Annotated in this window: 11 protein-coding genes; 1 reads left to right on the forward strand and 10 read right to left on the reverse strand. The window is 62.2% G+C overall.

The genetic code is table 11. The annotated features are described in order from the left end of the window. Positions 1 to 50: 50 nt before the first annotated feature. The 10 genes from J3A64_RS08325 to J3A64_RS08370 form a co-directional block, all read right to left on the reverse strand. Positions 51 to 1,406 carry an aldehyde dehydrogenase family protein gene (locus J3A64_RS08325; RefSeq protein WP_026005296.1) on the reverse strand — a complete coding sequence of 452 codons (1,356 nt, stop codon included), beginning with the start codon at positions 1,404 to 1,406 and terminating at the stop codon, positions 51 to 53. A 93-nt stretch (positions 1,407 to 1,499) separates the two neighbouring features. Further along, complete coding sequence (gene iolD, locus J3A64_RS08330; protein WP_017197453.1) at positions 1,500 to 3,461, reverse strand: 3D-(3,5/4)-trihydroxycyclohexane-1,2-dione acylhydrolase (decyclizing); 1,962 nt, start codon at positions 3,459 to 3,461, stop codon at positions 1,500 to 1,502. A gap of 184 nt (positions 3,462 to 3,645) precedes the next feature. Beyond that, positions 3,646 to 4,779 carry a Gfo/Idh/MocA family protein gene (locus J3A64_RS08335; RefSeq protein ID WP_237715699.1) on the reverse strand — a complete coding sequence of 378 codons (1,134 nt, stop codon included), beginning with the start codon at positions 4,777 to 4,779 and terminating at the stop codon, positions 3,646 to 3,648. 81 nt (positions 4,780 to 4,860) lie between these two features. Continuing rightward, positions 4,861 to 6,621, reverse strand: a complete 1,761-nt coding sequence (locus J3A64_RS08340; protein WP_017197451.1) for a hydantoinase B/oxoprolinase family protein — start codon at positions 6,619 to 6,621, stop codon at positions 4,861 to 4,863. A gap of 3 nt (positions 6,622 to 6,624) precedes the next feature. Continuing rightward, a complete protein-coding gene (locus J3A64_RS08345) occupies positions 6,625 to 8,715 on the reverse strand; it encodes a hydantoinase/oxoprolinase family protein (protein WP_017197450.1) in 2,091 nt (696 codons plus the stop codon). Between the two features lie 31 nt (positions 8,716 to 8,746). Further along, a complete protein-coding gene (locus tag J3A64_RS08350; RefSeq protein WP_210064048.1) occupies positions 8,747 to 9,646 on the reverse strand; it encodes a fumarylacetoacetate hydrolase family protein in 900 nt (299 codons plus the stop codon). A 2-nt stretch (positions 9,647 to 9,648) separates the two neighbouring features. Beyond that, a complete protein-coding gene (locus J3A64_RS08355; protein WP_017197448.1) occupies positions 9,649 to 10,935 on the reverse strand; it encodes an aspartate aminotransferase family protein in 1,287 nt (428 codons plus the stop codon). An 18-nt stretch (positions 10,936 to 10,953) separates the two neighbouring features. Continuing rightward, positions 10,954 to 11,901 (reverse strand): C-terminal binding protein, encoded by a 948-nt coding sequence (locus tag J3A64_RS08360; RefSeq protein WP_017197447.1) that lies wholly within the window; start codon positions 11,899 to 11,901, stop codon positions 10,954 to 10,956. 220 nt (positions 11,902 to 12,121) lie between these two features. After that, complete coding sequence (locus J3A64_RS08365; RefSeq protein WP_017197446.1) at positions 12,122 to 13,924, reverse strand: sigma-54-dependent Fis family transcriptional regulator; 1,803 nt, start codon at positions 13,922 to 13,924, stop codon at positions 12,122 to 12,124. Positions 13,925 to 13,956: 32 nt separating this feature from the next. Then, positions 13,957 to 14,178, reverse strand: a complete 222-nt coding sequence (locus tag J3A64_RS08370) for a hypothetical protein (protein WP_014921494.1) — start codon at positions 14,176 to 14,178, stop codon at positions 13,957 to 13,959. 181 nt (positions 14,179 to 14,359) lie between these two features. Here J3A64_RS08370 and J3A64_RS08375 point away from each other — a divergent pair, with 181 nt between their 5' ends. Beyond that, positions 14,360 to 15,007: a TetR/AcrR family transcriptional regulator gene (locus J3A64_RS08375; RefSeq protein ID WP_017197445.1), complete on the forward strand. Its 648-nt coding sequence runs from the start codon at positions 14,360 to 14,362 to the stop codon at positions 15,005 to 15,007. The last annotated feature ends 477 nt before the right edge of the window (positions 15,008 to 15,484 follow it).

Consider the following 15,484-nt stretch of genomic DNA (forward strand, 5'->3'; position numbering starts at 1 on the left):
AAAGAGGAGGCCGGATCACGACGATCCGGCCTCCTTCTTAGGTTTGCTGACTACTTGGCGAAGCGGAACAGCTTCTTGTTCGCGAACTCCAGCATTCCTACCTTGCCGAGTTCCCGTCCATACCCGGACTTCTTGACGCCGCCGAACGGTACATCCGCACCGCTGAGGTCATAGGCGCCTACGAAGACCATGCCGACGTCGAGCTGGTTGCCGACGCGCTCGGCGCGCTCAACGTCGTCGCAAATCACCACGGAACCCAGGCCGTACGGCGAAGAGTTGGCCAGCTTGATCGCCTCAGCGTCACTGCCGACCTTGTAGAGCTGCGCAACAGGGCCAAAAAGCTCCTCGCTGTAAACGTCCATGGACGGGGTGATGTTGGTGATAACCGTCGGCGTGAAGACGTTGCCCTCGGGCTCATTGTTGCCCACCAGGATCTCGGCCCCCTGGTCCAAGGCACCCTGCACCTGCGAGGCCAGGAATTTGGTGGCGGAAGCCGAAGACATCGGCCCGAAATCACCGTTCTCGTAGGACTGGCCGGCGATGGCCGCCTTGAACTTCTCCGAGAACTCATCGAAGTACTTGTCCATCACGACGATCCTCTTGGAACCGTTGCAGGATTGGCCTGTATTGCCCATGCGGCCCATGACGGCCTTCTTCACTGCAAGGTCCACGTCATCCGTATCGAGCACCAGGAAGACGTCGGCCCCACCGAGCTCCAGCACGCACTTCTTCAAGGCGCGTCCGGCCTGCTCGGCAACGATCGCACCCACCTGCTCTGAGCCCGTGAGTGAGACGCCCTGTGTACGATCGTCGGCAATGATGGTGGAGATCTGCTGGTGCGTGGCGAACAGGTTGACGTAGGCGCCCTCCGGGAAGCCTGCGTCGCGGAAGAGTTCCTCCAACGCCAACGCCGATTCCGGGCACTGGCTGGCGTGGCGGACGATCACTGTGTTGCCCAAAATGATATTCGGAATGGCAAACCGTGCCACCTGGTAGTAGGGGTAGTTCCACGGCATGATGCCCAGGATCACGCCGAGGCCCTGGTACCGGAAGAAGCTCCGGAGCCCGTCTGCTACTTCGAGTTGCTCATCGGCCAGCCATTCCTCGGCGTGCTCCGCGAAAGCGGCCGCAATGGAACCGGAGAACTCAGCTTCGCCCACTGCCTGCTGCAGCGGCTTGCCCATTTCCCGATTGATGATGGCGGCCAGCTTGTCCTTACGCTCGACAAACAGGTCCGCAAGACGCTTGGCCAAGGCCGCCCGTTCGGCCACCGTGGTGGTACGGGACCACTCCTGGTAGGTCCTCTGTGCTGCGCTGAGCCCGGCTTCCACCTCGGCATCAGTGGCTGCGGGGTATTCGGCGTGGATGGTTCCGGTAGCCGGATCAGTAACGGCAAATGCGCTCATGATGAATGCTCCTTTGTTGCGAAAATTGGAAAGAACGGGCAAGCCCGTAAGACGACGGGCGGGACCGCTGCGTAGCGGTCCCGCCCGGTGCGCTCAGCGCGTTTCAGGTGCGGTGGTGGCAGCGTAGAAGCGCTGGCGCTCACGGCCCTTGAGATGCTTGGCGATGCCCTCGAGCGTTGCGGGTCGCTCCGAAGTCATCGGAGCTCCAACGTCCCAGAAGGCGCCATTGCCGGAAAGGTAGCGCCAGGGCTCAACTCGGGCCACGATCACGGCGGGGCCTTCGGCTTCCTGCGCCTCGGTGAGGGCGGCCGAGAACTCCTCGATGGTCGTCGTGGACCAGGCAGCACAGCCCATGCTGGCTGCGTTGGCTGCGATGTCGAAGTCGAGGATCGACCCGTCCAGTCGACCTGACTCTTTGCTGCGTTCCCGGTACTGTGTGCCGAATTCGCGGCCAGGACCACCCTTGGCAACTTGGAGGGGCCAGATGCACTGGTGTCCGCGGTTGTCGATAACGATAGTGATGATCTTCTTGCGTTCCTGGACTGCCGTGACCAGTTCGGTGGGCTGCATGAAGTAGGTACCGTCACCGATCAGGACATATACCTCGCCCGGCGCATCGGGACGAGCCAAACGGTAGCCGAGGCCCGCCGGGATCTCATGGCCCATGCAGGAGTTGGCGTATTCAAAGTGAATTTCGGTGCCGTTGGAGGGATCCCACGCCTTATGGATGCCTTCAACCACGCCGCCGGAGCCCAAAATCAGGGCGTCGTCACTTGTGGTGCGCTTATTGAGTACGTCGATCACCTGGGCCTGGCTCATCAGTTCGCCGGCGAAATCCTGAAGGTCGTGCTTGCGCACCTCCATCGTGGCCTTGCGGGCATCTGCGATGTCGCTGCGGAACTCGTCCGACGTCGAGTACCCAACGGCCGCCAGACGCTCCCGCAGAGCAGCCAGCGACAGCCTTGCATCGCCGATGACCGGGAATGAGCCCATCTTGTGGGCATCGAAGGAGCCCACATTGAGGTTGACGAACTTAACATCCGGGTTCTGGAACAGCGAATGCGAGGCCGTGATGAAGTCTTGGAGACGCGAGCCGACAGTGATGACCACATCTGCGCCGTCCGCGATCTCGTTGGCGCCAACGGTTCCGGTCACACCCAGAGCACCGAGGTTGAGGTCGGTGATGGGTCCGCTGCCCTTGCCCGCGTAGGTCTCTGACACCGGGATGCCGAACTCCGCGCTGAAGCGTGCCAGTTCCTCCTGTGCCTTGGAGTAGCGGACACCGCCACCGGAGATCAGCAGCGGACGCTTGGCGTTGCGGATGATTTCGGCGGCGTCGCGCAGCTCGTCCTCAACTGCCGGGCGACGGCGAATGTGCCATACGCGCGGCGTGAAGAAGGATTCCGGGAAGTCGAACTCCGCGCCCTGAATGTCTTGGGGCAGGCAAACAACCACGGCCCCGGTTTCGACGGGATCGGTGAGTACCCGCATGGCTTCAGGGAGTGTGGACAGCAACTGTGCCGGGTGGGTGATCCGATCAAAGTAGCGGCTGACCGGGCGGAAACAATCGTTGGCCGACACATCACGTTCCACCGGGTGCTCGATCTGCTGGAGCACCGGGTCACCGAAACGGTTGTTGATGATGTCCGCGGGGAAAAGAAGCACCGGGAGGCGGTTGGTGGTTGCTGTGGCGGCGCCGGATACCATGTTGGTCGATCCCGGGCCGGCTGAGGCCGTGCACGCAAGTGTTGCGGCGCGGTTGGAAGCCTTTGCAAACCCGATGGCCGCATGGACCATGGACTGCTCGTTTTTGCCCTGATAGTGCGGGAAGTCCACACCATATTCGTCGATTCCCTGCGCCAAGCCAACGGAGTTGCCGTGGCCAAAGATGCCGTACATTCCGGGAACGAGGCGCCTGCGTTCACCGTCCAATTCGCTGTACTGGACCTGAAGGTATTCAACGATTGCTTGTGCGACTGTGCGGCGGCGGACGGCCTTTTTGTCGCCTGCGGTGTTGACCACGGTGCCGATGTCAGCAGCGGCTGTGCTAGTCATGCGATCTCCTAAATTCGAAGGTGCGTCGGCATTTTCCACACCGATTCGCCCGAACTTCAGGTTTTCACCGCGCGAAGGCGCCGGTGTGTCCCAGTTTGATACGCGGCCCGGCCATGGAAGACAAACAGCAGCCGACGGCGGAACTTGAGTCCCGCCGTCGGCTGCTGTTCTGGCTGTTGTCCTTTTAGTCGAAACGGTAAGGTTCCTGGGGCCCGACGGAGGGCAGCGGGCGCGGCCGTTCGCAGGTGCTTTCAATCCGGATGTGTCGGCCTTGCTCCGAGGATGCTTCGAAAGCAAGCAGAACCTCCAGTACGTGATAGGCGAAGTCGCCGCCGGTCCGGGGTTCCACGCCGTTGCGGATGGCGTAACCGAATTCGGCAAGGCCGATGCCACGGTAGGCGTCGTCCCGGTGGGTGATGGGCGTTTCGCGCCAATCTCCGCCACCGGGAGGTGTCATGTCCAACGCAAGGTCGCCAGGCTCGCCGCGGCGCAGCACGGGAGCGCCGGAGAAGTGGTCCGGGTTCGGAGCGGCCAGCGAACCGCCCGTGCCGTAGATTTCCAGGTGCGGCAGGTTGTGGTTCCAGATGTCCCAGCTGACGATCACCGTAGCTGTAGCGCCAGACTCGAAGTCGAGGGCGCCCGTGACGTGCGTGGGGGTCTGGATCTGGATGACTTCGCCCTCTTTGCCCGGGCGGGGACGGGTCTCGGAGGAACGCGGCGTTGTCGCGGATACCCGCTTCACCGGGCCGAAGAAGTTCACCAGATTGGTGATCAGGTACGGGCCGATGTCCAGCATTGGGCCAGCCCCGGGGCTGTAGAAGGGGTCCACGTTCGGGTGCCAGTGCTCATAGCCCCGGCACGCGAACGATGCGAAGGCCGCCACCGGCTCGCCGATCCAGCCGTCGTCGATGAGTTTGCGGCTGGTCTGCATGCCGGAACCCAGGAACGTGGTGGGCGCGGAGCCGACTTTGACGCCGGCTGCCCTTGCTGCGTCCAGGATCTGCTTGGCTTCCTCAAGGGAGGTTGCGAAGGGCTTCTCCGAAAGGACATGTTTGCCGGCCGCGATCGCCTGGAGGGTGACCGGCGCATGGAGCTTGGGCGGCGTGAGGTTGAGGACCAACTCCACGTCTTCATCTGCGAGCAACTCGTCCGGAGTGAGGGCCTTGGGAACGTCGTACTCGGCAGCACGCTTCCGCACTGCCTCGGGGTTCACATCCGCGAGCGCAACGATGTTGACGTCGGGGTGGACGCCGATCTTGTCCAGGTATTGGTTAAGGACATTTCCGACGCCGATGATGCCGACTCGAATGGGTTCCATGTGAATCTCCGTAAATGTTTGTTGGAACATCCCGAGGCGAGGAATATACCCCGCCTCGGGATGGGTTGCGATAGCTGTCGGCTAGCCGGCCAGGCGTTCCTGGCGGGCCTTCGCCGTGGCTGCCTCGTCAACTGCGCCGTCGGTGATAACGACGCCGTAATCGGCAGCTGCGGCCTCGGCAGTGACGCGTGATTCCCGGTAGTCGTCGAGGACTGCCAGGACGTCACGCTCCAGCGGATCGCCGTAGCCGCCACCGCCGGGGGTGATGGATACGACCTTCTCGCCCGACTGCAGGTCGTAGCGGCCTACTACCGGTATCTCGCGCCGTTCGCCGGTCTTGAGGTCCTCTACCCAGGCGGACGGTTCTGCCCCGTCGTGGCCGCCACGGACACCCTTGGGCGGGTTGATCTTGCCTTCGATGCCGTAGGTGAGGGTGACGCTCTCCCCACGGGGTTCCATGGTGACCCGGGTTGCGAGTCCGCCGCGCTGGCGGCCGGCTCCGCCGGTGTCGGCTACCAGGGTGCGTTCGTGGACCAGGATCGGGTAGCGCTGCTCATCGACTTCCACGCTGTCGTGGTAAAGAAGGGCTCCGCACACTGGACGCTGGTATGTGGGCCAGCCGTCTACGTAGGGAGTAGCCGGGCCGCCAACCCCGCCCACCAGGATCTGGTTGACGTAGGCGTTGCCGTTGCGCTCGTCGATACCCGAGATCACCGACTTTGCCGGTGCCTGCCCGGCGGCGCCCTCAGCGGTGCCATAGCCGTCGTCGATCTGCGAGAAAGCGGCCTGAACAATGTTGACCACCCGATCGGCCAGGTTGGTAGTACCCGACGAGCAGGAGTACGGATGTTTCGGCACCCCTACGGCGCAGCCGTCGCGAAGCAGCACCTCCACCCGGCGGAAGGTTCCCGCGTTGCTGGGAAGGTTCTCCGGGATGCCGGAGAGGATTCCTGCCAGTGCCGCGCCAGTGGCTGTGGCCTTGGTCAGGTTCAGGCCATTGGGGAGGTTGTCCGGGTTATCCCGCAGGTCAATGATGATCTTGCCCTGCTTGGGCTTTACCTCAAGGGTTGCCTGCAGGTGCACGCCTTCTGGGCCGGTACCCGGGAAGGGATCGTGGTCAGAGGATCCGTGGAGGACGTATTCGGGCAATGTTTCGATCGCGCTCGCGGTGAGGCGCTCGGAGTAGTCGAACCAGGCGTCCACGAAGTCTTCAAGGTCTTCCACCCCGAACTTTTCGGCGAGCTCGTGGATGCGGCGCTCGGCGATGCGCGAAGCCCCGACCGATGCGAGGTAGTCGCCGTACCACTGATCGGGGACGCGGATGCGGGACCGGCACATACGGATGATGTCGTCAATGTCCGTGTAGTTGCGCTGCACCCGGACGCAAGGGAAGATCAGCGCACCTTCTTCATAGACGTCCCGTGCGGTAGCAAAGAATGTGGTGGGGAGCGAGTTGCCGCAATCTGCCTGGTGGGCTTTGGTGACGGCCGTGAACAGGTGCCGTCCGTGGACGAATATCGGAACCAGGATCACATGGTCTGCGGCGTGCGAGTTTCCCATGTAGGGGTCGTTATGGAGAAACGCGTCGCCTTCGCGGATGTCTTTGTGCAGTTCCACCATGTCTTCGCCCAGGGGTCCGGCACCAAAGACGTGTACCGGTACCCCCTCTGCAGCAGCGAGGAGCTGGTTGTCCGCTGTAAGTACTGCGCAGGAGAAGTCGCGGGCAGTGTTGATCACGGAGGATCGGGCCGAACGCAGCAGGCCGCTGGTCATTTCGCGGACAATGCCGTCAAATGCGTTGGCCAGTACCGAGAGCTTTACGGGGTCAAATTCGCGTGTCATTTCCTACGCCTCCTTACGGGTGAGGTAGATGTTGGATCGTTCGTCAAGCGTGGCGTTCCACTCTGGTGGGACCACGATGGTGGTTGTGGGTTGGTCGATGACGGCCGGGCCTTCGATCTTGTCCCGAGGGGCAAGGGTGACTCCGCGGTAGCGCTGAGTGCTGAAGCTCTCTCCACCGAAGACAATGGAGTCGGTGCGGTGGACTTCGGTCTCCCGGCTGATCCCCGCTTCTTCCTTGGTGTGTTCCGGCCGCGGGATTTCCACGCGGACACCCCAGGTGATGATCTCCACCCGGCTATCAGGATCGTGCGTGCCGTTGCGACGGTCGTGCTCTTCGTGGAAGGCGCGTTCAATGATCCCTGCGGCGTCGCTTGCGGTATCTGGCGCAGCGTCCAGGTAGACACGAAGGTCCCAGGCTTGGCCCGGGTAGCGGGCATCAACGAAGTAGGTGACGTTGGGCTCGTTTCCCACGCCATCGAAGCGCTTCACGAAGACCTCAGCCTTGGCTGTCAGGTCCTCCACAGCACGGGAGGCCGAACCGGCGTCGAAACTGCGGGTGTCGTTGTGCAGCGGAGAGAGGAACTCTGTGGCGATCGGGGCGCGGTGGGCGCCGTAGGCGGCCAGGACGCCGGCGGTCGCCGGGACAAGGACGGTGTCGGCTTCCAGCAGCCTGCCAATGATCGCTGCGACCATGGCACCTGCGCCACCGCCGGCAACAATGAGCGCGCCCCGGGGATCAACGCCCTGTTCGAGGGCGGACTGTCGGATGGCGGTGGCCATGTGGTTGGCGGAGACATCCAGGATGGCCTGGGCAGCTTGCAGGGTGTCCATCTTCAGCGGCCCGGCGATGCGGGTGTCAATGGCCTTAATGGCAGCCTCGCGGTTCAGGGTGAAGCCACCTTCGAAGCCCTCTGTGTCGAGGTAGCCGAGCGCCACGCAAGCGTCCGTGACGGTTGGTTCTTCGCCGCCGCGGCCGTAGGCTGCCGGACCGGGGGTGCTGCGTGCACTCTGCGGGCCCACGCGAAGCAGCCCGCCGCCGTCGATCCAGGCGATGCTGCCGCCGCCGGCGCCAATGCTGGACACCGCGACGGAGGACAAACCGGTGAGGTGACCGACGAACGGCTCCCCCAGCCACGCCTCACGGGTGTGACGGACCACGCCGTTCTCCACCAAGGAAACATCGAAGGTGGTGCCGCCCATGTCGCAGACCACCACGGTGTCGTGGTCTGGAGCAGCAGCCGCGCCCACCAACGGTGCCATGGACGGGCCGGAGTTCAGAAGCAGGACGGGACGGTCAAGGACATCGGCGACGTCGAGGACGGCACCTTCGGAGGTGACCACCAAGAGGTCCCCCGCGAAACCGTACTCCTGGAGGTCCGAGCGGAGCTTGCCCAAGTGGTCGGCCATCAACGGCTTCAGGGAAGCGTCGATCGAGGCTGCCGAGGAGCGTCGATATTCGCGGATGGTGGGGTTTGCCGCGTTGGAGAGCGTGTACGGAACTCCGGGGAGGATTTCCTGGATCAGCTCGGCAACCCGCTTCTCGTGGGCATCGTTGATGATGGACCACAGGAAGGAGACTGCTACGGCTTCGATGCCCTGTTCCTTGAAGGATCCGAGGACTTCGCGGACCTGCTCTTCGTCCAGTGACACCAGGACGTCGCCCTCGGCAGAGATGCGCTCGGTGATTTCGAAGGTCAGCTGGCGGGGAATGTAGGGCGGCGGGTAGGCGGCCTTTGAATCGAAGGCATCCCTGCGGCCACCTTCACGGAGCAGGAGGGTGTCGGCAAAACCGTCCGTGGTCAGCAGTGCCGTTTTGGCCACTTTGCCGGTGAGAACAGCGTTGGTGGCGTGGGTGGTGCCGTAGACAATGACATCTGCGTTCCGCAGGACGTCATCGCCGCTCCAGCCAACAGATTCGGCAGCGCGGCGGACAGAGGCTTCGAAGCCGGTGAAGACGCGGTCGTAAGTGGTCAGGGCCTTGCCAACGGCCATGTCCCCTGTATCTGATCCGACCACCACATCTGTGAACGTGCCACCGGTATCGACGGCGATGCGGTACCTCGCTTCACCCGGTTGTGTTTGTACTTCGCTCATGGGATTTCTGTCTTTCTAGGAGTTGAAGTGTTTATCGCTGGGGCTTGGCCACGCGGTTGCGGAGCAGCCCGACCTTTTCGATCTCAATTTCGACCGTGTCGCCCGGTTCGAGCCAGACGGGAGGGTTGCGCTTGGCGCCGATGCCTTGCGGTGTACCTGTGGCAATGACGTCTCCGGGTTCGAGGGTGAGGAAGCTCGACAGGTAAGAGACAACACGGGCGATGGAGAAGATCTGGTATTGCGTGTTGGAATGCTGGACTTCGATGCCGTTTACCCGCGTGGTGATGTCCAGTGCCTGCGGGTCCCCCACTTCGTCCAGCGTTACCAGCGCAGGACCCCAGGGGGTGGAACCGTCAACGGCCTTACCGGCCAGCCATTGGGTGCCGCGGTACTGGAGATCTCGTGCGGTGATGTCGTTCAGGGGCGCCAGTGCGGCAACGTAGTCCAAGGCTTCGTCCTCAGACACTTCACTGGCCCGGCGGCCAATCACCACAGCGACTTCCCCTTCAAAGTCGAGGTTTTCACTGACCCGGGTTCCGCCGATTTCGTCCTGTGGGCCGATCATCGTTGACGCAAATTTTGCGAACACATCCGGGTATTCAGGGAACGCCCTTCCGGTTTCGGCCACGTGGTCCTTGTAATTGAGGCCGATGCAGAGCACCTTTGACGGGTCCGCCACAGGGGTGGTCAAGGTAACCTCAGACAACGCGCCGACGCGGGCCACGGGGTCCTCAGCTGCTACAGCAGCGATCCCCGCCGAGATCGCCGGGATCCGGTCGCCGTAAAGGTCCAGGAAACCTCGGACGGAGCTGGTGGCGCCGTGAACTGCGTCCGTGGATCCTTGGAGCAGCAGTTCGAGATCATAGACAGCGTCGTCGATCAGGACACCGCCGCGAACGCCGGATTCGTGTTTGTAGGAGACGATCTTCATGGTTACTTCTCCCCTTTCGTGGCCGTGCCATCTGCCACGGCGAGCACGGCATCGGTCAGTCGATCTGCGATGTCCTCCGCGACCTTTTCGTCCATGGGCGTGGACAAGGACAGCAGGTTGGCTGGCGAGCCGAGCAAACCCCGCTCATAGGACGCCCACCACAGTTCATGCTGGGTGCGCTCGCCCACTTTCTCCGCGCCTGAGGGAACAGCCCGCAGCAGCGAACCCCGCCCACGTATTTCCCAGCCGGCGTCTGCGATCCGCGCGTTCACGGCGTCCCGTGTTGTGTCGCCGAGGTGATTCAGTCTCTTGACTTCTTCTTGAGTGAAAAGGCGTAAAGCAACTGCTCCGGCTGCCATACTGACCGGGTTCCCCGAGAACGTGCCGCCGTGTGGCAAGCTGCCGGGGCGGGTCGGATCCACTTCGGCCATCAGCTCAGCACGACCAGCCACTGCTCCCACGGGGAACCCTCCGCCAATCAACTTTCCTGTGGTGAGCAAGTCCGGAGAAACGCCGTACTCTCCACTGAAGCCGTTGAAACCAAGCCGAAGGCTGATGACCTCGTCAATGATCAGAACGATCCCGTACCGCGTGGCCAACTCACGGGCCGTGTGAACGAAGTCCTCGGAAATCCGGAGCAGGCCAGCACGGTTCGGCAGCAGGTCAAGGATTATCGCAGCATAGGATTCCGGTGCTGCCTCCACCTCCTGACGCAGGGCCTCGACATCGTTGAGCGGCACCGCAGTGACGTCATTAATGACACCCTGAGTGACTCCCCTCTGGTAGGAGGGGCCGCCTGGAACCAGAGCGACCTCGGATGTGCCGTGGTAGCCGCCCTTGGTGACTATGACGCGTTCCCGCCCGGTACTGGCCCGCGCAATGCGAATCGCGGACATCACCGCTTCCGTGCCGGAGTTGGCAAACCGCACCTGATCGAGGTCGGGTAGACGGGACAACAGCAGGTCGGCCAGGTCCCACTCGTAGAGGTTGGGGATTCCCCAGCTGGCACCGGCTGTGAGTGCCTTGGTGGCGGCCTCCGTGATCTCAGGGTGGGCGTTGCCGTGTATCAGGGACGTGAAATTGTTGTTTGCATCGATCAGTTCGTGGCCGCGGTCATCCCAGACACGGTACCCCTCGCCCCGGATGGCGTAAGGGCTCGGGGCACCTGTGTAGTACGTCGATCGGCCATAGCCGCCGGGCAGCAACGGGAAGCCGCGGGGTCCCCTGCGCAGATGTGGATCCTCCGCGGGGTGGTTCTGCGTGATGGCGTTCTTTTGCTCTGTTCCCACTTGGTTCTCTCCAGTCTTTCAGTTCACGAGGTCGATCAGCGGCTGCCCCGTCAAAGCCAGGCGGACCCTCTCCACGGCGCCCTCCTGCAGAGCACCCGTGGAGCGGTTGGAACGCCACGCAATGTGGGGCGTCAGGATGGTGTTGGGCGCTGAACGAAGCGGGTGTTCAGCACCGAGTGGCTCTTCGGCGAAGGTGTCGATGCCGGCGCCGGCAATGTGCCCGGAGGTGAGCGCCTGGGCAAGGGCTGATTCCTCGATGAGGCCGCCACGAGACACGTTGACAACCACCGCACCTTTGCGCATCCGGGCCAGAACATCCTTGGAAATGAGGTTGGCCGTATCCGCAGTCAGCGGCAGGTGCAGTGAGACGACGTCGGAATTCTCCAGGATGTCTTCCAGAGTGGTCAGGTCCACAAAGCTCTCCGTGACGAATGGGTCGTAGGCCCGGACCTGTGCCCCAACAGCTTGATACATGCGGGCAACGTGCTGGCCGATGCGGCCCATTCCCAAAACGCCGACCTCTAGTTCGGAAAGAACCGGGGTGTCGTAGCCGATGGTCCCGGCCCAGCCGAGGTCCCGGATGGACGCATTACCAGCAGGCAACCTGCGGGCCAAGGCCAGGCCCATGGCAAAAGCATGCGAGGCAACTTCTTCCGACGCAGTCCCAGGGACAATGGATACCGGAATGCCGGCCTCGGTAGCTGCGGCAACATCAATGTTGTCGTAGCCGATTCCATACCTGATGACAGCCTTGCAGTTGGACATCAGAGGGAAGTCCACCGCCGTGAGTTTCGCGTACGGAGTGATCATCACGATGTCGGCGTCGGGAAGTCCTTTGCGAAAGGAATCGGCGTCGGCAGCCGGATTGAGTGTGTAACCGAACTCCTTGGCGAGCGCGTGCTCGCGGTCCAGGTTCGGAAAGTGATGTGGGGCCACAAGAATGGTTCCGTGGGCATCGCGGGTCATAGTCGTCGTCCTGTTCGTTTTTGTACCCTCTTGATCTGCCAGCGCCCCGTGGAGGGGTGCCGGTGTCCGGGTAGTTTCAAGTAGAACGCGGGTCCGTATGGCTGATCCGTACCAGATCGAGACACCTGGGTGGGACACTGTCCCAGCTTCGCCAGGCTGTTTGGCAGGCAGCAAAAAGCAGCCGGCCCTAAGCGGTAGCCGGCTGCCTTAAGTTCCCGAATTAGAGGTCGAATCCGCGGCTGCGGAAGTAGTCCATCCGGCGGTAGAGGGTGGAACGGCCAATCTGCAAGGCCACTGCTGCCAGGCTGCGGTTGCCATCGGCTTCCTGGAGGGCCGTGCGGAGCTCACTGAGCTCGGCGTCCTCCAGCCTGGACAGCCGCCCCTTGGTAAGGACCCTGTGGTAGCCCTGAGGAAGATCGTCCACAGTCACTTCGGCCCCGGCGGCACGCTCCACGGCATTCGACACGACGGCCCGCAGTTGATCGATGTTCCTGGGCCAATCCGCGTGAGTCAGGGTGGTGAGGAGACGGCGGGACAGTTTCCGGTCGCCCATCTCTGCGGCGATGGCAGAAGCAAGCGGTGGGATGTCTTCCCTGCGATTACGCAAGGGCTCCACCGAGATTTCCAGGACGTCGAATGCGTCCGAGAGCAGGAGGGTGGCATCCGTGGGGTGAGTGATAGTGAACGCCAGTTTGGTGGTGGTGTTGCCTCTCAGGTTACTGACCAGCTCGGCGGCTTCATTTTGGGAGAGTTCGTCGGCGTGTTCAACAACCAAAGTTGGCGGAAGCTCCGTGGACACGCGGTGAATCACGTCCCGAATTTGCGGATTCCTCAGCGCCCCAGTCCTCGCATCTACCACCATCTGCTCACCACGCATCGACGCAATGGCGCCGGCCAACCTGCGCTTACCGCTGCCCAGTTCACCGATCACTACCACTGAGCGTTCTTGCTCTACAGCTTTGCGGGCCAGATTCAGGGCACGTTTGAAACCCATGCTTGTCCCGTCCAAATGCTTCATGAGCCGGTTCGTAGTGTCCGGCAATGATGGTTCCGGTCTATTAAGGTCGCTGACGGACTCGGAAATGCGCACCTTCACAGGAACATGAGGACGGACAACCACGATGGCACCGACATTGGATGCAGAGAGCGTCACCGGTGAAACTTCAAGCGTGGAACGCCCGGGTCCCTGAAGCGATACCTCATAGTTCATTTCCCGACCGGAGGACATCACCGCTTTTGCGTAGCCCGAAATGATGGAGAAGTCGCTGTCCTCCAAGCTAGCGGTTGCGGAGGCATTGAGAAGGGAGTTCTTGCCATCCAAGGCAATCACGGCGCGATTGCCCCTGCGGCGCGAGACCGTCAAGTATTCGCTGAGCAGCGCCCGTTCCCTGGATGACGTGCGGACCTCGATGTCGCGTTCGATTCGGGATGCAACCCCCTCAAGCATCAGCAGGGTCGATGACGGTTCCAGCGCGGAGACCCTGTTGGCCGGCAACGTAAGACCGATAACAGCCCGGACCCGGTTGTGGAAGGGATCACGGACCAAGGAAGCGAAACACCAGTTGCCCCTCATGTCTTCGCGGAAGTGTTCCTCCGGTGCGAGCCAGACGCCCCGCCCTTCTTCCAGAGCGAGACCTTCTCCGTTGCTGCCGCAACTCTCTTCCAAGAGTGAATACCCTGCTGGAAAGCCGTCGTCGCGCAGGAAGTCTGCCTTGACGAGGACTCCGTTCGGGGCTGTGATGTTGACGTAGCCTCCCATGTCAGCTGCGACTTCATCCAATTTCTGCAAGTGCGGGCCCGCAGCACTGATGGTGAACTCGTCCACCCGGCCTTCATCAAAGAATCCCCGGTCCACCACAGCGTCGACGCCAGCCGCACGGCTTCTGTACCAGGAGCGTGCCACAATCGGCCGGATTCCGGTGAGGTCAGCGTGAGGCTGCATCAGGAAGAGTTCGCGCAGCCGGTCTGTTTGGCGCAGCGACTCATGGGGCAACCAAGGAGAAAGGACTTCAGCAGCGGCCATATCAAACACGTTCCTTCGTGGGGTGGAGGTTGTCAGGAGACGACGGCGGTGCCGCCACGGCGCGAAGCCAGCCACTTGCTTCTCCAGCCTCGGCCTTTAGGACGGAAAGCCTGTTGCGCGCGCCAGTTTGGGTCGTGGGTGGCGTCGTCTTCCAGCGCCCGGGCGCTGATATAAGCGGCCACCATGCCAGAGAGGCCGCTGCCCAAAATGATGGTGCTTCCTTTGGCCCCCCGGCTCGAATCCTCGATATCCATGACTCGTTCCTTCCGCTAAGGCGTTCAGACGGCGGAGCCAGCGGGTGCTGCTTTGCGCCACTTTCAGAGTACCTAACTAATGGTCGTTAGCCAAGAGTTTCTGTAGAGTTGGACTGAACTTCGAACGCCCTTCGCGTCACGATAAATGAGGCAGCGTCCACCCGACTGTTAGGGTCACATCATGAGCAGCACGTCCTACAAGTCCGCCCGCGACACGTTCGCGCACCGTCTGGAGGAATGGGATTGGGCTGGCCAAGGAGCATCAAGGCGGCACATCCTTGAAGCCTTTCTGGAGTTGGCCATTGCCAGCGGATTCAACTCCGTATCGATGCGCACCATCGCCAATGCCGTCAACATCAAGCCACCCAGCCTCTACTCGCATTTCCCGGGCGGACGGGACGAGATCGTCGCCGAATCGCTGCGCTGGCATTTCCACCGCTTCGGCCAAGCACTACTGGAGGCCGTGGACCACGCGCAATCGGCATCCGAATTTTGGGATTGCATGGTCCGGCTGCACTTCACCCGCCAGGTGAGACTCCCCGAAAGCAACCTCTGGGACCTTCTGGTTGCGACCGACAGGATGGCCAACATTCTCCCCAGCGAGCTGCGTTCCCAGGTAGACGATTGGGTGAACCTCCACCAAAACATGTACGTCGCCGCCGCCGTTGACATGGGCTTTCCACAGGCTGAAGAACGGGTCAAAGTCGTCGTGACGCTCCTCGAAGGAGCCACCCGGTGGGCATCACCGGAATGCGACAATGCCGAGCTTGCTGAACTCACCGACCGGGCCGTCGTCCTGTCCCGTACGATTCTTGCGGCGGATTTCTAGCAGGAGGGTCAGCTGCGGCGGGATGGCCGGGTAGCTGTTCAGGAGGTCGCCGGTATCTATCGGCATCTCGTTCCCCCACCAATCGGGACCGCCGGGAGTGGTAAATCATGGCCAATGCTTCGGAATGAGCGAGGGTTGGTCTCCACATATCCATTGTTCGGTCTAAGTTCCGGCAGGCGCACGTCTTCCCTCGAGGACACAGCAACAACTCTGGAAAGACTCCGGAAGGAGTCGCTCAAAGTCATGTTCTCAGGACTACCCGGGCGTATGGAGTAGTGAGCGGCTAACCCTGGCCGCCATGCAACCGGAATGGAAGTACGAACCTCGGTAAAGAGCAAGCGGAGGGCCGCCCAGCCAAGACCTTGAACCCGCTCCCCCATAACTGAACAGGCCAACCGGCGGCCAGGCACGAGCCGGCACCACACATCAGAGTCTCATGTCCACATTTGTGCACACATTAAAGCAAAAACCCCCTCT

It is taken from the genome of Pseudarthrobacter sp. PvP004, from assembly GCF_017876035.1.
GTDB classification, from domain to species: Bacteria; Actinomycetota; Actinomycetes; order Actinomycetales; family Micrococcaceae; genus Arthrobacter; species Arthrobacter aurescens_A.